6 protein-coding genes are annotated in these 18,984 nt (G+C 65.2%); 2 read left to right on the top strand and 4 right to left on the bottom strand.

Annotation, left to right across the window (positions count from 1 at the left end; all coding sequences use genetic code 11):
- Positions 1 to 153 precede the first annotated feature (153 nt).
- Positions 154 to 3,720 carry a DNA-directed RNA polymerase subunit beta gene (rpoB, locus tag H3U90_RS01670; RefSeq protein ID WP_198176796.1) on the top strand — a complete coding sequence of 1,189 codons (3,567 nt, stop codon included), beginning with the start codon at positions 154 to 156 and terminating at the stop codon, positions 3,718 to 3,720.
- A gap of 88 nt (positions 3,721 to 3,808) precedes the next feature.
- A complete protein-coding gene (locus H3U90_RS01665) occupies positions 3,809 to 7,969 on the top strand; it encodes a DNA-directed RNA polymerase subunit beta' (protein WP_198176795.1) in 4,161 nt (1,386 codons plus the stop codon).
- Positions 7,970 to 8,140: 171 nt separating this feature from the next.
- Here H3U90_RS01665 and H3U90_RS01660 read toward each other — a convergent pair whose 3' ends face one another.
- The 4 genes from H3U90_RS01660 to H3U90_RS01645 are packed head-to-tail and all read right to left on the bottom strand — an operon-like array spanning position 8,141 to position 18,785.
- Positions 8,141 to 10,552 carry a transglutaminase-like domain-containing protein gene (locus H3U90_RS01660; RefSeq protein ID WP_198176794.1) on the bottom strand — a complete coding sequence of 804 codons (2,412 nt, stop codon included), beginning with the start codon at positions 10,550 to 10,552 and terminating at the stop codon, positions 8,141 to 8,143.
- Positions 10,549 to 11,796, bottom strand: a complete 1,248-nt coding sequence (locus H3U90_RS01655) for a DUF58 domain-containing protein (protein WP_198176793.1) — start codon at positions 11,794 to 11,796, stop codon at positions 10,549 to 10,551. The genes H3U90_RS01660 and H3U90_RS01655 overlap by 4 nt, the downstream gene beginning before the upstream one ends.
- Positions 11,797 to 11,799: 3 nt before the next feature.
- Positions 11,800 to 13,350, bottom strand: a complete 1,551-nt coding sequence (locus H3U90_RS01650) for an AAA family ATPase (RefSeq protein ID WP_232340526.1) — start codon at positions 13,348 to 13,350, stop codon at positions 11,800 to 11,802.
- A 2-nt stretch (positions 13,351 to 13,352) separates the two neighbouring features.
- Positions 13,353 to 18,785 (bottom strand): Ig-like domain-containing protein, encoded by a 5,433-nt coding sequence (locus H3U90_RS01645; protein WP_198176792.1) that lies wholly within the window; start codon positions 18,783 to 18,785, stop codon positions 13,353 to 13,355.
- Positions 18,786 to 18,984 lie beyond the last annotated feature (199 nt).

The following is an 18,984-nucleotide window of genomic DNA, read 5'->3' as shown; positions in this document are numbered from 1 at the left end:
TGTCTGCTATAGTTTTGTCTTTGTATGAGGTGTGTCATATAGCGGGCATGCATCATCGAGGAGATGCCCGCGAATAGGCATATGGCGGCCATTCGGCATCTCCCTGGGGTAACAGGAATGATCGAGTACGGCGAGCGATAAGGAACGTCCATTTTGGCTGCCAATAAAGCTGTAAGTAGTACCACCGCCACGCAGGCACGCGCTGACGAACACGACATCAAACTGCACAAGGCCACCGATCGTGTCAATTTCGGATCCATCCGCGAACCCATCGAGGTGCCCTACCTCCTGGGCGTGCAGACCGATAGCTTCGACTGGCTGGTCGGCAATGACCGCTGGAAGAAGCGGGTTGAACAGGATCAGGTCAACGGGACCCATACCGTGGCCCCCGTCTCCGGCCTGGATGAGGTCTTCCAGGAGATCTCTCCCATTGAGAACTTCGCCCAGACCATGAGTCTGACCTTCTCGGATCCTTACTTCGAGGAGCCCCGGCACACGGTCCAGGAGTGCAAGGAGAAGGACTACACCTACTCCGCCCCCTTGTACGTGAACGCCGAGTTCGAGAACGGGGACACCGGCGAGATCAAGTCGCAGACCGTCTTCATGGGCGACTTCCCACTGCAGACCCCCCACGGCACCTTCATCATCGGCGGCTCGGAGCGCGTCATCGTCTCCCAGCTGGTCCGCTCCCCGGGCGTCTACTTCGACCGTACCCAGGACCGCAACTCCGACAAGGAGATCTTCGGGGCCAAGATCATCCCCAGCCGGGGCGCCTGGCTGGAGTTCGAGATCGACAAGCGCGATGTGCTGGGCGTGCGCGTGGACCGCAAGCGCAAGCAGTCCGCCATCGTCTTCCTCATGGCCATCGGCATGACCAAGCCGCAGATCCGCAAGGCCTTCAAGGGCTACCCGCTGGTTCTGGATGCCCTGGAGAAGGAGACCATCGAGACCCAGGACGAGGCCCTGACCGACCTCTACCGCAAGATCCGCCCTGCTGACACCGCCTCGCCCGAGGCCGGCCGCAACCTGCTGGACTCCTTCTACTTCAACACCAAGCGCTACGACCTGGCCCGGGTCGGCCGTTACAAGATCAACCGCAAGCTTGGGCTTGAGGCCGACTTCAACGACCGCAGCCTGCATCCCGAGGACATCATCGCCACCCTGAAGTATCTGGTGACCCTGCATGCCGGCGGGCAGACCTTCCCCGGCCGCCGCGACGGCAAGGACATCGAGCTGCGGGTGGACGTGGACGACATCGACCACTTCGGCAACCGCCGCATCCGTCAGGTGGGCGAGCTGATCCAGAACCAGCTGCGCACCGGCCTGAGCCGTATGGAGCGTGTGGTCCGCGAGAGGATGACCACCCAGGACGCGGAGGCCATCACCCCGCAGTCCCTGATCAACATCCGCCCGGTCAATGCCACCATCAAGGAGTTCTTCGGAACCTCCCAGCTGAGCCAGTTCATGGATCAGAACAACCCGCTAGCCGGTGTGACCAACAAGCGTCGTCTCTCGGCCCTGGGCCCCGGCGGCCTGTCCCGCGACCGCGCCTCCATGGAGGTGCGCGATGTGCACCCCTCCCACTACGGACGCATGTGCCCCATCGAGTCCCCTGAAGGCCCCAACATCGGTCTGATCGGCTCCCTGGCCACCTTCGCCCGGGTCAACCCCTTCGGCTTCATCGAGACCCCCTACCGCAAGGTCATCGATGGCCAGGTGACCGACGACGTGGTCTACATGACCGCCGACCAGGAGTCCGAGCACACCATCGCCCAGGCCAACCAGGAGATAGACGAGACCGGACACTTCGTCGAGGACGAGGCCCTGGTGCGTGATGCCGAGGCCGAGGCCAAGGATGTGCCCGTCTCCCAGGTGGATCTGATGGATGTCTCCCCCCGGCAGATGGTTTCGGTGGGTGCCTCCCTGATCCCCTTCCTGGAGCACGACGAGGGCCACCGAGCACTGATGGGCACCAACATGCAGCGTCAGGCCGTCCCCCTGGTCAAGTCCGAGCGTCCCCTGGTGGGCACCGGTTCCGAGTGGCGCTCCGCCATCGACTCGGGCGATGTCATCCTGGCCGAGAAGCCGGGCGTGGTCACCTACGTCTCCGCCGACATCATCCGCGTCATGAACGACGACGGCACCCAGTCCTCCTACAAGCTGGCCAAGTTCCAGCGGTCCAACCAGACCACCTGCTACAACCAGGTCCCCCTGATCAAGGACGGGGAGCGGGTCGAGGCCGGCACGGTCCTGGCTGACGGACCCGCCACCGAGAAGGGCGAGATGGCCCTGGGCAAGAACGTCCTGGTGGCCTTCATGCCTTGGAACGGCTACAACTACGAGGACGCCGTCATCATCTCCCAGCGGCTGGTCCAGGACGACACCCTGAGCTCCATCCACATCGAGGAGTACGAGACCGACGCCCGCGAGACCAAGCTGGGCGCCGAGGAGATCACCCGCGACCTGCCCAACGTGGGCGAGGACGCTGTGGCCAACCTGGACGAACGTGGCATCATCCGCATCGGCGCCGAGGTCGAGGCCGGGGACATCCTGGTCGGCAAGGTCACCCCCAAGGGCGAGACCGAGCTGACTCCCGAGGAGCGGCTCCTGCGGGCCATCTTTGGCGAGAAGAGCCGCGAGGTGCGCGACACCAGCCTGCGGGTGCCCCACGGTGAGACCGGTACGGTCATCGAGGTCAAGGAGGTCACCCGCGAGGATGCCGAGGAGGACGGCGACGAGCTACCCAACGGCGTCAACCGGATGATCCGGGTCTACATAGCCCAGCACCGCAAGATCACCCAGGGCGACAAGCTCTCGGGCCGCCACGGCAACAAGGGCGTCATCTCGAGGATCCTGCCCGAGGAGGATATGCCCTTCATGGCCGATGGCACCCCCATCGACATCATGCTCAACCCGCTGGGCGTGCCCTCCCGTATGAACCTGGGACAGGTCCTGGAACTCCACCTGGGGTGGATCGCCCACTCCGGCTGGGACATCAGTCTGGATCCCGACCTGGAGGCCGAGTGGAAGAAGCACATCCCGGCAGGTGCCGAGAAGGCCGAGCCCGGCACCGCCGTGGCCACCCCGGTCTTCGACGGCGTGCGTGAGGACGCCCTGAACGGTCTGCTCAAGACCACCCTGCCCAACCGTGACGGCGAGCGCCTGGTGGGCGACGACGGCAAGGCCGTACTCTACGACGGCCGCACCGGCGAGCCCTTCACCAAGCCCATCTCCGTGGGCTACATGTACATGCTCAAGCTCCACCACCTGGTCGACGACAAGATTCACGCCCGGTCCACCGGTCCCTACTCCATGATCACCCAGCAGCCCCTGGGCGGCAAGGCCCAGTTCGGCGGCCAGCGCTTCGGCGAGATGGAGGTCTGGGCCCTGGAGGCCTACGGCGCCGCCTACACCCTGCACGAGATGATGACCACCAAGTCCGACGACGTGGACGGCCGCGTCCGGGCCTATGGAGCCATCGTGCGCGGGGAGAACCTGCCGGCGGCCGGCATCCCCGAATCCTTCAAGGTGCTGCTCAAGGAGATGCAGTCGCTCTCCTTGAACGTGGAGGTGCTCAACGCGGAAGGCAACGTCATCGAGATGAAGGACGAGGACGACGACCCCAGTGCCGCCTCCGACGACCTGGGCTTCAACATCGGTGCCCGTCCGGACGCCGCCGCCAAGGCCGACCAGTCCGCTCCCGAGCCGGAGTACCGCTGAACCACCAGTCACAGGGATGCCCGCCTGAAGGGCATCCCGCCAAGAGGCAAACTTCAGAGCAGTTACAAGATCAGAGACAGGACACAGAGTGCTGGACGTCAATGCATTTGACAAACTGAGAATCGGACTGGCCACGGCCGACGACATCCGCGGCTGGAGCTATGGCGAGGTCAAGAAACCCGAAACCATCAACTACCGTACCTTGAAGCCCGAGAAGGACGGCCTGTTCGGCGAGCAGATCTTCGGACCCACCCGCGACTGGGAATGCGCCTGCGGCAAATACAAGCGCGTGCGCTTCAAGGGGATCGTCTGCGAACGCTGCGGCGTTGAGGTCACCCGCTCCCGCGTCCGCCGCGAACGTATGGGCCACATCGAGCTGGCCGCCCCCGTCACCCACATCTGGTTCTTCAAGGGCGTGCCCTCCCGGCTGGGATACCTGCTGGACATCGCGCCCAAGGACCTGGAGAAGGTCATCTACTTCGCGGCCTACATGGTCACCAAGGTGGATGAGGAGCAGCGCCACAAGGATCTGCCTGACCTGCAGGACGAGTTCGACAACGAAATCAACCAGCTGGAGAAGAAGCGCGACCTGGAGATCGACAAGCGCGCCAAGAAGCTGGAGGAGGACCTGGCCGAGCTGGAGAAGACCGACGAGGTCAAGGGCTCCATGAAGGCACGTCTGCGCAACGGGGCCGAGCGGGACATGACCGCCATCCGCAAGCGCTACGACGACCAGATCCAGCGGATCACCGCCGTCTTCGACCGCTTCAAGACCCTGAAGCCCGGCGACATGGAAGGCGATGTGGATCTGTGGCGGGAGATGCAGGACCGCTATGGTGACTACTTCGAGGGCTGCATGGGTGCCGAGGCCATCAAGAAGCGCCTGCAGGACTTCGACCTGGAGGCTGCCGCCAAGGAGCTCCGCCACGAGATCGACACCGGCTCGGGCCAGCGCAAGGCCCGTGCCCTGAAGCGGCTCAAGGTGGTCTCCGCCTTCCTGAACACCGGCAACAAGCCCGAGGCCATGGTCCTGGATGTCGTCCCGGTCATTCCGCCCGACCTGCGCCCCATGGTGCAGCTGGACGGCGGCCGTTTCGCCACCTCCGACCTGAACGACCTCTACCGGCGCGTCATCAACCGCAACAACAGGCTCAAGCGTCTGATCGAGCTGGGCGCCCCCGAGATCATGCTCAACAACGAGAAGCGCATGCTCCAGGAGGCTGTGGACTCCCTCTTCGACAACGGCCGTCGTGGCCGCCCCGTCACCGGAGCCTCCAACCGTCCGCTCAAGTCCCTGGCAGATATGCTCAAGGGCAAGCAGGGCCGCTTCCGTCAGAACCTGCTGGGCAAGCGTGTGGACTACTCCGGCCGTTCCGTGATCGTGGTCGGGCCCTCCCTGCGCATGCACCAGTGCGGCCTGCCCAAGCCCATGGCCCTGGAGCTCTTCAAGCCCTTCGTCATCAAGCGGCTGGTGGACCTCAACTACGCGCAGAACATGAAGAGCGCCAAGCGTCTGGTCGACCGCGGCGACCCCGAGGTCTGGGGCGTGCTGGAGGAGGTCATCTCCGAGCACCCCGTCCTGCTCAACCGTGCGCCTACGCTGCACCGTCTGGGCATCCAGGCCTTCGAGCCCATCCTGGTCGAGGGCAAGGCCATCCACCTGCCCCCGCTGGCTTGCGCGGCCTTCAACGCCGACTTCGACGGCGACCAGATGGCAGTCCACCTGCCCCTATCGGCAGAGGCCCAGGCTGAGGCCCGTTCGCTCATGCTGGCCTCCGACAACATCCTCAAGCCCGCCGACGGCCACACGGTCACCATGCCCTCCCAGGACATGATTCTGGGTCTGTACTACCTGACCACCGTGGTTGACGGTGCCAAGGGCCAGGGCCGGATCTTCTCCAGCCTGGCCGAGGCCCGGATGGCCCTGGATCTGGGAGAGATCGACATGCAGGCCAAGATCCTGCTGCGGGTCCCTGCCGACTTCGTCATGCCCAAGAACTGGGAGCCCGGCGACCTCAAGGTTGTCGACCCCGAGCCCGGCAGCCCTGACGTGGTCAAGGAAGAGGTCTTCAAGGACGGTTCCAGGCTCTTCGCCACCAACTATGGGCGGGTCCTGTTCAACCGGACGCTGCCTGTGGACTACCCCTTCATCAACGAGCAGGTGCCCAAGGGCAAGCTGTCAGGCATCGTGGACGACATCGCCACCCGGTACTCGACCGCCCAGGTGGCGGCCACCCTGGATGCCCTGAAGGATCTGGGCTTCACCAGGGCCCAGTGGTCCGGCGTGACCATGGCCTTCTCCGACATCGTGGTGCCGCCCGAGCGCGGCGAGATCGTCAACGAGTACCAGGGGCAGGCCGCCAAGGTCAACTCCCAGTACGACATGGGTCTGCTGACCGACGATGAGCGCCGTCAGGAGCTGATCAACCTGTGGACCGAGTGCACCGACAAGGTGGCTGACGCCATGCAGAAGCACTTCACTCCGGACAACAACGTGAACATCATGGTCCAGTCCGGGGCACGAGGCAACTGGATGCAGATCCGCCAAATCGCCGGTATGCGAGGCCTGGTGGCCAACCCCAAGGGCGAGATCATTCCTCGACCGGTCAAGTCCAACTACCACGACGGTCTGTCGGTGCTGGAGTACTTCATCTCCCAGCACGGTGCCCGCAAGGGTCTGGCCGACACCGCACTGCGTACCGCCGAGTCGGGCTACCTGACCCGTCGTCTGGTCGACGTCTCCCAGGACGTGATCGTGCGCGAGGAGGACTGCGGCACCATGCGCGGTCTGACCATGAAGGTGGCCGAGCGCGACGAGCAGGGCAACCTGGTCCTGGTCAAGGCCGCCGACGGCGGACCCTACTCCAGGCTCCTGGCCGCCGACGTCATCGACCCCAAGGATGGCAAGACCGTGCTCTACAAGCGCGGCGACGCCCTGTCCATGGATGTGCTGCGCGACATGGTCGCCCACGGCGTGGAGGAGGTCAAGGCCCGTTCGGTCCTGACCTGCGAGTCCACCCGCGGGGTGTGCGCCAAATGCTACGGCTGGTCCCTGGCCACCAACAAGCTGGTGGACGTCGGCGAGGCCGTGGGTATTGTGGCCGCCCAGTCCATCGGCGAGCCCGGCACCCAGCTGACGCTGCGTTCCTTCCACTCCGGCGGTGTGGCTTCGGCCTCCGACATCACCCAGGGTCTTCCCCGTGTCACCGAGCTCTTCGAGGCCCGTACCCCCAAGGGCGAGGCTCCCATCGCGGAGTTCCCCGGCACCGTCAAGGTGGAGGACACCGACCGCGGCCGTCAGGTGACCCTGACCCCCGACGACACCTCCGTGGAGGCGCTGACCTACCCGGTCACCCGCCGTGCGCCCATGATGGTCAAGGATGGACAGCACGTCGAGGCAGGCACCCAGCTGATCGAGGGCTCCGTGGATCCCAAGAAGATCCTGCGCATCCTCGGCCCGCGCGCCGCCCAGGTGAACATCGTCAACGAGGTGCACACGGTCTACCGCTCCCAGGGCGTGGACATCCACGACAAGCACATCGAGGTCATCGTCCACCAGATGCTCCGCCGTGTGACGGTCATCGACTCGGGCGACACCGACCTGCTGCCCGGCGAGCTGGTCGACCAGGCCAAGTTCAAGGCCGCCAATATGAAGGCCGTCAAGGCCGGAGGCAAGCCGGCCGCAGGACGCCCCGAGCTCATGGGCATCACCAAGGCCTCCCTGGCCACCGACTCCTGGCTGTCGGCCGCCTCCTTCCAGGAGACGACCCGCGTGCTCACCGAGGCCGCTCTGAACCAGAAGGTCGACGACCTGAAGGGCCTCAAGGAGAACGTGATCATCGGCAAGCTGATCCCTGCCGGCACCGGCCTAGCCAGGTACCGCAACGCCACCGTGGAGCCCGACAAGGCAATCCGCGACACCATCTATCCCAACTTTGGCCTGGGTGGCGGCGACGTGGATCTGAGCGACGCCGACCTGAACGATGTGGACTTCTCCAACATCGACTTCGGGGACCTGAAGCTGGGCGACGACTTCAACCCGGACGACTTCCTCAACGACCAGGGTGGCCAGAGCCATCTGGACACCCCCAACGTACAGGATCCGTCAGCTGAGGCCGGCGATCAGACGGCTGCCACAGGCACGGGATTCCCGGATGCCGCCGATGGCAGTGACTCCGATCAGAAGCCGTCCCAGCAGCCTGGTTCAGCCACCTTCTCCTCCTCGGAGGACCAGCACTCCAACCAGTGAGCGCGAGCACGGCCAGTAGCCGCAGATCCGCTTGGGCCGGATGACCCGGCCTGGCGGATTCGGCTGCAGGTTACTGCAGGTTACGTGATACCAGATGAGGGCCCGTGTGATCTCAACGATTGCACGGGCCCTCGTTTTGTTTTTCTCGGGGTCCAGGTTATTGGCAGCAGGTCAGCGCAGGTGCCTGGGGGAAAGCAGGGTGCGCCAGCGTCGCGTTCGTGGCAGGGATGTCAGGATGGCGGATCGAAGCTTGTCCACCAGCTGCCAGCAGTCCTCGGCCTCCTGCTCATCCGAAGGGTGCCGGTCGAAGGAGGCCTGATCGGCCATGCTGCGCAGTCGATCCAGATCGCCGCACAGTCCGGCCGACGAAGACCCTGTGGGGTCGGTCAGCAGGTTCCGGGTGATCAGAGCCTCCTGCTCGCTACGGGTGCCGTCCAGGGAAAGACCGGTCTGCCTGCCTAGGTTGCTGATTTGTCGCCAGCCGGCACGGATACGTGTCTTCGGGTCGCCGGTCGACCGGGCCCGTCGGCGCAGCCAGGACTTGACCGCCAGCAGGAGCAAAACCAGCAGAGCAGGCAACCAGAGCGGCATGGTCCAGAGCGTCACTTTGGCTATCAGGGGTCCGTACCGCTTCCAGAAGGAGGGCGAAGACTGCCGGGATGCGTCCTGCCCGCCAACGGTGGTTCGACCCTGGGTGGTCCGGTCGTCACGGGGAGGATCGACCAGCGGGGGAGGCGGCTGGCGGACCAGGGTGCGCGGATCGGGCGGGGTGGAATCCAGTGACTTGTCCGGGGTCTTGGTCTCCGGTGGCGTGGGGTAGAAGGGGATCCACCCGAGTCCCTTCAGATTGACCTCCACCCAGGCCTGGGCATCGCGTCCTGTGAAGTCGATTCGGGTGCTCCCGTCCGCCTGGGTCCTGGTCCTTGCCCGGCTGATGGAGCCATCGCGGTTCTTGGGCACGAATCCCAGGACCACCCGGGATGGCAGACCCATCTGCCGGGCCAGGAGGGCCATGGCCGAGGCGTATTGTTCGCTGTCACCAACCATTGCCTGGCCCTGCAGGAGCTGATTGATCCGATAGTCGCCATGCCCGGAGGGCGAGGGATAGTCGCCGGCCAGACCATGGGAGAACCATCCCTCCCGGTGCAGCCGCTCCTCGATGGCCAGCGCTCTGGCACCGCCGCGCGCCTGCATGGAGGTCATGGAGGCCGCCGCCTTGGGCAGACTCTCAGGGGCATCCGCCAGGGGAGGCACCTGTGCATCCCCCGGATCGCTGTCGGCTATGCGGCGGGTTGCGGGTCGGTCTTCGGCCACGCCGTGCACTACATACTCGGCACCGGCCTGCAGGGCCTGATCGGCCAGTGCGGTGTCTGTGGCCTTGTTGAAGTAGATGTTCTTCCGTTGCAGGCCCTGATCCGTATCGATGCCGTCGACCTGTCCGGCGGAGGGCAGCCAGGCGTGGTCGAATCCCTTCCGAATCAGAAAGGTCGCGGTAAAAGAGCGTCCGGTCTGTTCGCCGTCTTTGGTCTTCCCCTGCTGGGTTTCTGTGCGGATCTGGGCGCCGATGCGCCGGTAGTCGGCGGCTCCTGCGCCTGAGGAATCGGACAGGTTCCAGACCTTGCCGTCATAACGGTCCATGACGGCCATTCGGACCGTCGTGCCGGCGGGCAGGTTGCGAACTGTGACCAGGGTTTCGTCCCGGTGGCGTTTGATATAGGCGCGGTAATCGCTCAAGGGGCTGGTGAACTGGTAGGGGTCCATAGGGGGCTGATAATGGTCACGAATGACCAGCCGCGGCGGGGCGGGCAGGAGTCCAGCGGAGAAAATCAGTCCGGCTGCCAATGTCAGGGTCACAAGAGTGGATGCGAGTCCTTGCAGACGCAGCAGACCCAGTCCGCTGGCGCACCAGATCAGCAGGAGCAGCCAGAGGATGCCGCCCGTCAACGCCGGGTGGAGACCGCTGCTGGTTCCTAGGGCGGCTGAGACGGCCATGGTGGCCAGGATGGGTAGGGTGGCTGTCAGGACGGCCACGGGATGCTCCGGCCGTCCCGGATTGCGGCCCAGGCCCTGACGGGCCAGCAGCACGGCCAGATAACAGGTCCAGAGCATCAACGTCCATAGGGCCATCAGCCCGCCGGCTTCCTGACCAAGTGGTGGATCGATGGCTGCCAGGGTCTTGAAAGCGCCGAAGGTGGCTGACCACCCTTGTGTCAGGGTCGTCCAGGTGGGCAGGACATGGGCCAGGGTGGTTCCGTTCAGAGCGAGGATGGGGCCCAGCAGGAATTGGGCCGCAATCAGCAGCAGAGGTTGCAGGAGGGCTGTGGCAATGCCGCGGCGGGGGAGCAGGGCGATCAGCAGTCCGGTCAGGCAGGCTGCGGCTCCCACTGTCAGCCAGAAAGGCAGACTGCCGTAGACCGGCAGCAGCTGCAGTCCGGCCAGCAGATCGAGGGGCGCCAATGCGGCGACCAGAATGATTGGGGAGCGGCGCATGGTCGGGTCGACAGTGGATTGCAGACCTGCCCTGTCAATCAGGCGAATCGGCTCCCTCTGGGCTTGCTCCGTCCATGATGCAGATGTGCTCATGGCTGGGTCTCCAAGAGGATGGGAAGGTCCCTCATGTTGCCCAGAACGGCGTTGACCAGGCCCGGCTGCGTCTGCAGACTTGGACGGGCATCCAGGTCGGCAGCCAGCAACATGGCATGGGAGGTGCTCTGGGCCGAATCGCCCATCAAGGTAGAGGGCTGACGGTCGCCCAGCGAACCGGTCACCAGAATGGTCAGGCTGTTGCGCTCGGGAGCGTCAGCCAGGTCAGGCTTGCCATAACTGTTCTGGCTGGGGCGGATGGCACTGCAGGCATCCAGAAAGCTCCGGGGATTCTCCGTGGGCAGGATGGTTCCATGGGCATCGGAATCGTCAGGTTCCGGGGCCAGCGCTTGCAGACGACGGCCATCAAGCAGGCATCGGCAGCCCAGGGAGGCGAAGAGTTCAACTGCCAGCTCGAACTCATCCGCATTCCGGTAGGAGGCAGCCTGGCCGTCCAGGATCAGTTCGGTTCTGGTGCGCAGGGTGGGCTCGTACTGGCGGATCATCAGGGTGCCGGCCCGGGCAGTGGACAGCCAGTGGACCCGTTTCACATCGTCGCCCGGCGCATAGGGGCGGAGGGCATGGAATTCCAGGTCGTCATCGACAATGCCGGGACCAGGATCCCCCTCCAGATCGCGTTCCAGTCCGGCTTGAAGGGGCGGCAGGGCCACCGTGCGGGGATGGATGTAGAGTTTTCGGGCGCCGGTCAGGATCCGACGGCGTCGGATGAGCCCCAGCGGATCCCCCGCCTCCATGGTCACCGGACCCAGGTCGATCACCCCACGGGACCTGGCTTCCAGCTTCAAGCGGATCTGGTGACTCTGGCCGGGAGCCAGGGCCGGCAACGAGGCCATGATGGTTCCTTGGCCTAGAGCCAGACCGATTCGGCCACGGCGGGTGGAACGGCTGCCCGGATTGGTCAGAACCAGGACCAGCTCGGCCTGGCCGCCCACCTCCAGACGGCCCTGGTCCAGACTCGTCACAGCGCTACAGGACAGGTTGCCCAGGCTCATCAGCAATCCCAGCAAAAGCATGCCCGCGCCCAGCAAAGTGCCCGCCAGCAGTTCACGCCAGCCTGTAGGGACGAAGGCCAAAGCGCACAGGAGTGCGGCCAGAGCCATGGCCCGGCCCAGGGCAGTGATCGACTGCCACAGGTCAGCGGCCAGGGTTCGCAAGACCTGTCTGGATTCTGTCGAGGATGCCGGTCTTGCCTCCGGGGCAGGTCGGCGGGCGAAGGCGGTCATGGCTCACTGCTCTCCTGTGGGGACGGGGACCTTGGCCAGGGCTTCGGCCAGCGCCTGGTGTTCATCCATGTCCGCCAGCCTGCTCTGGGCGGTCAGAATCAGCCGGTGGGCCAGAACGGGATCGACCAGGTCCTTGACATCGTCGGGGATCACGTAGTCGCGGCCCTGAGCGCAGGCCCGGATCCTGGCGCAACGGACCAGAGCCAGTCCGCCTCTGATGGAGGAGCCGACCCGGATGGCGGAGCTGTGTCGTGTGGCTTCGATGATGCGGATGACGTATTCCATGATGGAGGAATCGCAGAAGACCTTGGAGGCGCAGGCGGCCATGGCCTCCACCTGACCGGCATCGACCACCGGTTCGACCAGGCCAGCCCGGTCGCGGATGTCGGCCTCTTGAAGAATGCGCATGCTGGCATCGTGCCCCGGTGCCCCAAGCGAGGTGCGAATCAGAAAGCGGTCCATCTGAGCTTCGGGCAGGGCATAGGTGCCCAGCTGCTCGATAGGATTCTGGGTGGCCATAACCATGAATGGCCGGGGGAGGCGGTAGGTACGGCCATCCACGGTCACCTGGCCCTCCTCCATGACCTCCAGCAGGGCCGACTGGGTCTTGGGGGAGGCTCGGTTGATCTCGTCAGCCAGAACCAGGGAGGCGAAGACCGGCCCGGGCCGGAAGGAGAATCGTCCTTGAGACTGGTCGTAGAAGGTCACGCCCAGCAGATCGGAGGGCAGCAGGTCGGGGGTGAACTGGATCCGCTTGCAGTCCACGGCGATTGAGGCGGCCAGTGCCCGTGACAGCTGGGTCTTGCCGGTGCCCGGATTGTCCTCCAGGAGCACATGGCCTCCTGCGATCAGGGCGGTGACGCACAGGGCGATGGTCTCCTCCTTGCCCAGCACCGCCTGGCCGACGTTGTCGACTATGGAGCGGAAGAGGCTGGCGAAGGTCGACACATCCACGGCGGCTTGGCTGCGGTCTACTGCCTGGCTGCTGCCTCCTGCTTGGTCTGATCGTCTCTTCCGCCTGGCCTCTTCTGCCTGATCTCCTGCTTCGGTGAAAGACCGTTGGTTCTGACCGGTCTTTTCTGCTCCCCTGGGTTCGTCGGTCCTGACTTCGTATCTGGGAGCCGAGATCCGCTCCAGTTGGGGGTGTCGGGACTGATCGGTGACATCGACGAGGTCGGGCCTGGCAGGGGTTGATGAGGACCGGGTGAACAGGTCACGGACCGGCTGGTGGACGGGGATGGTCCCGTCTTCCACCATGGTGCGATCCGATGGGACGGATTCCGCCTCGGACTCCTGAGTCCTTTCCTGCCTGGCAGCCACAGGGATGCGGCCGGGGCGGGTCCGGTCGTCGCTCATCGCCTGGGAGGATTCCTGCTGGCCCAGACCGGCCATGAGGGCCTGGCGCTGTCGCTTCAGTACATCCAGTCGGTCGGCAGGGATCCGTCGGCCTTTGCTGCCTGCTTCGCGGGCGGCCTTGGGGGTACTCCTCCTGGTCGCGTCATCGGGGATGGTGCCGTCCTGCTGGATGGGTTCCTGTGCGTTTCGTTCATCCATGGTCATTCATCCTTGTCTGCTGAGGGGACCACTGACGGGTTAAGGGTCTTGTCGCTTGGCTTGTCGGCATCCTTGGGCAGGGTCAGCTCCTTGGTGGCGGCGGGCGAATGGCCTTCGGATCCCACCCCACGGATGCGGGCGACCGCCCGGAAGTTCAGCGTGGCGCCCGCTTTGGTTGACCCGGCGGGCAGGGTGATGACTTCACTGACCTCCGGCTGGTTGCAGGGCAGGGTCCAGGAAGCCTTGTCGGTGTCGAGGCCATCGATGCTCACCTGGATATCTGCGCAGGGTCGGCCGTGTTCGGAACCGGGGTTCAGGACCAGCTTGACCTGGTCCTTGCCCTGGTACTCCAAAGTCTGGAATGCAGGCGGATCTGGATGCGACCAGGTGGCTCCAGAGGCTGAGGCCACAGGTCCTGATCCGGCCATATTGGCGGGGGTCACACTCACTGTGCAGGTGCCTCCTGCCTCGTCATGGTCCACGTCGAAGACCGCCTTGGTGGCGGTGGCCGACCGCCATCGCTGCGAACCGCATCCGGAACCCTCGCCGTGGACCGTATAGCCCTGGATGGGTGAGCCATGATTCTCCGGCGGACGCCAGGTGACGGTCAGGGTTTCCTTGCTGCCGCCGTCCACGGTCAGTGCCTGCACGCCTCCGGGAAGCGCATCAGGTCTGGCTGCCGCCGGCGAGGAGGCGGGGGACCAGCCGACCTGGTTGTGGGCTTGGACTGTGAATGAGTAGTCATGGCCGTTGGCCAGTCCGTCGATTCGACAGGTGACTGCATTGCCGCAGGAGCGTTGTCCGGAGCCTGCCGATGAGGTGTAGGTGACCCGGTACTCGTCCACCGGACTGCCGTTGACTGCGCCCGGCTCCCAGGACAGGAGAACCGTTCCGTCGCCTGCCTGGGCGGCGCCTGCCAGCATTCTGGGGGCCTGCGGGCGGTCGATGATGCCCACGGTGATGGTGGCGCTGACCCGGCGTCCCGGATCCCGGCTGCCATCCTCGATCGTGGCCAGAATGGTGTTGGTGGAGGCGCCGATGTCGCGATCGGCTTTGATGGCGATTCTTCCGTCGCCCAGGCTGGTGGCTGTCAGTCGTGAGGTGTCGTCGCTGACCAGGCCGACCAAGCGTAGCGGAGTGTCAGGGAAGGGGTTGAGGGCGCCGTCGAACAGGTCCAGTTCCAGACTCTGCCCGGCCTTGAGCCCTAGCTGACGCGAGGGGACCGAAGCCAGGGGTCGGGTGGTGGCGACGATGCGGAAGACCAGGACCGTATGCACATCGCCGGAGGAACTGGTGATGGTCACCGGCAGTGTGGCCTTGGTGCCGGGCGTCGCGGTCTTGTCGGCGGCTACGTTCAGTTGGCCCCGAGGACTCAGCTTGGCATGGATCGGCCCCTGTGGGTCCCCGGAGGAGAAGGTGCTGTCGGCCGGGTCGCTTCCCTGGGGCCAGCGGATCATGGCGGTCAGGGAGATGGTCTGTGCCGGCTCCCCGGCCTCCAGATCGATGACCGGTGCAGAAAGGACCGGCGGGGAGGCTCTGCCGCCTACCACGGTGATGGGCAGGGTCAGTACCGACTCGTTGACGATGGCCTGGCCCCCTGGATCCCCGTCACGGACGGCAAAGGTCAGTGAGGCTGGGCCGGCATAGTTCCTGGCGGCGGTGAACTTCAGGGTGTGCTCGTCTACGTAGGGGTCGGATCCGTCGGACTTGGTGGCCGAGACGGACTGGCGGGAGGCGATCCGTGCGGTCTTGCCTGCGCCCACCCTGACTTGGTCGGCGATGTCGATGGTGATGCTCTGCCCGGCCCGCACTTTCAGAGCCGGAGCCCGGGGTCTTAGCATCGGGGGGAATACCCCGTAGGCGGGGACCTTCACAAAGGCCATTGAAGTGATCTTGTACCGGGTGTTGGTCACGGTGTAGGGCACCGCCCTGGCCTGGTCGGTCAGGTCGATGACCAGCTTGGTGGAGCCGGCTTCGCCCACGATCCTGGCATGGGCACGGGCGCTGGGATGAATCCCAAGGCGCAGGTCATCGAGGGTGCCGGACGGGTTACTGATGGAGTCGGCCAGATTGACTTCCACACTGCGCTTATCCACCGTGTCCTCGGGAGCCACCTGGTAATCCTGGGCTATGGGCGGCTGGATGGGGGCCTGGGGATCCGAGACCACGGTCAGGGTGGCCTGGTCGCTCAGCCCTGCCCGGTTTCGTGCCCCGTAGACCAGATAGGAGGTGCCTGGCTGCGAAGGAGCAGTCAGCCGGATCATGTCGTCCTCTGTACTGGCCTGGTCCAGCCCCTGGCGCTCCAGGTGGGGGTCCAGGCTCAGGGGGTCGTCGTCCCCGGAGATGTCGTTGAGCAGGACCGGTACGTCGGCGACGGTCCCAGGCCGCAGCCTGACCTTGTCGTCCCGGGCGAAGACTCCGGTCACTGACGAGTCGGGGAAGACACCGATACGGACGCGCGCCTGGGCACGCTGCCCCACCCAGTCCTCCACGGCGTAGGTGAACTCGTCGGTGCCGTGCGAGTCGGGATAGGCCTCATAGATCAGGTAGTCGGCCCCGGCTTTGACAATCCTTCCCAGCCTGGGCGCCTGGTTGCCCAAGCCGGACAGGGTGTCACAGTCTCCATCCGGATCGATGCCGGTCAGCGGGACGGGGATGCGTACCTTGGTCCCGGCAGCCACCTGGGCCCGCAGGTCCTTGGGGGTGGGTGCGGGCTTGCTGGCGGGGTCGGAGGCATGCACCCGGAAGGTGATGGTGCCAGAGGCTGCGTTGCCCAGATCATCCCTGACCGTATAGGTGACCGGGAAGTCCCCGGTGCGCTCGCTGGCCTGATACCTGACCGTATCCCCGGACACGAAGGTCAGGCCTGCAAAGGTCCGTTGGTCCGTTGTCAGCTGCTGGTCCAGGGTGACGCTGGTCCCGTCAGCGTGGGCGACCTTGTCCATGACCGGAACCGTGACCAGGCCCGATGATCGGACCCCAACCGTCAGATTCGGGGCTTTGGGAGCCGAGGCTGCCCTGCTCAGGGAAGGGGGCTGCAGGACGATGGTCCCCTGAGCGCTGCCCTCTGCGTTGGCGACAGTGTAGGCGATGCTCAGTGGGCGTGTGGGAATTTTTCTGGCTGACAGATAGACCCGACGGTGGTCCACGATGCCGACCTTGATGCCGGAGTCCGGGTCCACGCGCACATCGGTCAGGGCCAGCACTCCACCCATGGGATCCAGGTCGTTGTCGAGCGGATCGACGATGGCGGTCTGGTCGGCCCCAAGCAGGGCCACGTCGTTGACAGGAACCGGCGGCGCGGATCCGCCCTGGTCGTGTTCCACCTCCAGCCTGACCAGCCCCTGGGCCTCCTGGTCGCCTTGGGCCACCCGGTAGGGCACATAATAGGTGCCCGGGTTGGCGGCGGTGGCGGTGAAGGAAAGGCTCTCGGCGTTGACCTCCACCTGGATCCCATCGGGCTTGTCGACCCGGACCAGGCGGAGGGGCTGAGCGGCATTGGCATGCACGCTCCTGCTCAGGTCCACGGTTACCTCTCGGCCGGGAGTGGCCTGGCGGATGACCGGATCGACCAGTGGGGCCAGGGTGTTGACGGGTCGGACGGTGAAATAGATGAGTCCCTGGCCACTCATGAGTCCGTCCGAAACGGTGACTTTGACAGCCAGCCGAGCGGAAGTGGCCGACCCAGCGCTCATGGTCAGCTGCCCATCAGCCCTGGTGGAAAGGGATATTCGATCGGAGTTCACGGATTCGGCACCGACCAGTGTCAGCGGGTCTCCGTCGGGATCCTCGAAGCCGGCCAGAGCGTTGACGGTTGTCGTGGCGCCCTGCTCCACCTCATACTCGGGTGGGGTATCGTTCTGGACCGGTGCTTGGTCGCCTCGATCCATCTTGGCCGGGGCGATGTTCAGGTCGATGCCAGCCGAGGAGACCTGGCCGCGGCCGTCGGTGATGGAGTAGTTGATTCGAGCCCGGCCGGCAGGTGCGTCGCTGGCATCCACCTGCAGGTAGCGGCCGTTCATGACCGGAGTCAGGCGCAGATTGCCCTGCGAGCTGCGCGCATCCTCGATTCGCAGAACCGAGCAGTCGGTCTGCCGATCGTTGCGCAAGGGATCCAGCAGGGCTCTGGAACCGGCACGAATGCCCAGGCTGTCGTCCTCGGCCTGGATGGGTTGGGAGCCTGATCGACAGGTGGCCGCGAACCGCTGGCGATTGTCGGCCGAGTCCTGGCGCTGATCGGTTTTGTCTGTGTGTTTGACCTCCATGGTCTGCCACTGTGGCCGGATCACCTTGGTGGAGGATTGCGGGTTCCAAACATCACCGGTCAGCACGTCGTTGAGGATGACCCTCCGGTGGTTGGCCCGAAAGACCAGATCCGAGGTTGGGCTGATGGCCTCCAGGGTGGTGGGGCGCGGCTGGGGTGACCGAACCTGGGGCACGGCTGTCCCTGTCGAGCACAGGCGCAGGAAATTGCTTCCCGAGGAGGCCCAGGCCGTCCAAAGGCATCCGCCCGAGGAGACCGGCTGGGCGGGTTGGCCGCTGCCCCCGGTGCGTACGGTCTCGACCTGATTCCGGGGGTGGTCCAGATCAACCAGGTGGACGCTTTCCTGATCGGTCAGCCCCACCCAGGGTCCCTGGCGGTCCATATCCACAGGAGTGGACTGGAGCTGCAGGTCTCCCCGGTGCGGTATCCGGACGGATCCCTGGGGCCAGTAAAGCCGATCGCCGGCCAGGAGGACGGGTCTTCCACCAATGACGCTGAATGCATTGGCCCGGACGGGGGTGTGGTCCGTCAGGGAGTCCAACTCACGATGGGCCCTGGAGTCGGGTCCGTCGATTTTCAGCACGACCCCGTCCGAGGGCCGGTAGGCGTAGACGGTTCCGGAGGCATCCACGGTAGCGGCGGCCCCGGAGCCCAGGGTCAGCACGGGGTCGCGGCGCTGCTGGTCCATATCTCCCGGAGAAGTGGCCTGACCAACCCAGACCTTGCCGGTCCGCGCCTGGAAGAGGACCAGAGTGGGCCCGTTGACCATCCGCTGGACCCTGGCATCCGATCGGGTGGTGTCTCCCAGTGTGGCGGTGGAGGCCGCTATTGGGGCCATGCCTCCTTCACGGCCCAGGATGACCGCGTATCCGCTCTGGGCCAGGTCGAAGTGGTCCGTGCCTGTCGACAGGGCCACGTCCGCCTCGCCGATGTCGGGCTTGAACCGGGCGACCTTGCGCTCGTTTTCGGAGGTGATCCAGATGCTGCCGTCATCCACCTGAACGGCACGGCGGTCCACTCCATGCATGAACAAGGCGCCCAGTATGAGCAGGACCAGAGCCGTCAGCGTGACGGCCAGGATGGTGGCAGGGTTCTTGGCGCGGACGGCCAGGGCATGCCGCAGACGCAGCCCGGCCCGGCGCATCCGCAGGAAGCGTCCCTGCAAGTCCATAATCCCCTGGGTTCCTTTCCTGTTCTGCCGCACAGGCCAGGATGCCTGACCTATACCTTTCCTATACCTTTACCTTGTGCCCTTGTTGGTTAATTGATCCCGGACCGCCGTCGATGCCCTCTCTGACGACTGATTTTAGCTGGTTTGCCAGGTCTTGGCGGTCTGTGAGAGTCGGGGTGGTCGAATGTGGAAATTCATC

This window comes from Bifidobacterium sp. W8103 (assembly GCF_016100775.1).
Taxonomy (GTDB): Bacteria; Actinomycetota; Actinomycetes; order Actinomycetales; family Bifidobacteriaceae; genus Bombiscardovia; species Bombiscardovia choladohabitans.
The sequence above is the reverse complement of the archived record's forward strand: the minus strand, read 5'-3'. Positions and strand labels throughout refer to the sequence as shown.

Coding starts and splice junctions, on each gene's coding strand:
- H3U90_RS01650 (WP_232340526.1), bottom strand. CDS start 13,350: ATGGATGAACGAAACGCACAGGAACCCATCCAGCAGGACGGCACCATC.
- H3U90_RS01660 (WP_198176794.1), bottom strand. CDS start 10,552: ATGAGCACATCTGCATCATGGACGGAGCAAGCCCAGAGGGAGCCGATT.
- H3U90_RS01655 (WP_198176793.1), bottom strand. CDS start 11,796: ATGACCGCCTTCGCCCGCCGACCTGCCCCGGAGGCAAGACCGGCATCC.
- H3U90_RS01645 (WP_198176792.1), bottom strand. CDS start 18,785: ATGGACTTGCAGGGACGCTTCCTGCGGATGCGCCGGGCCGGGCTGCGT.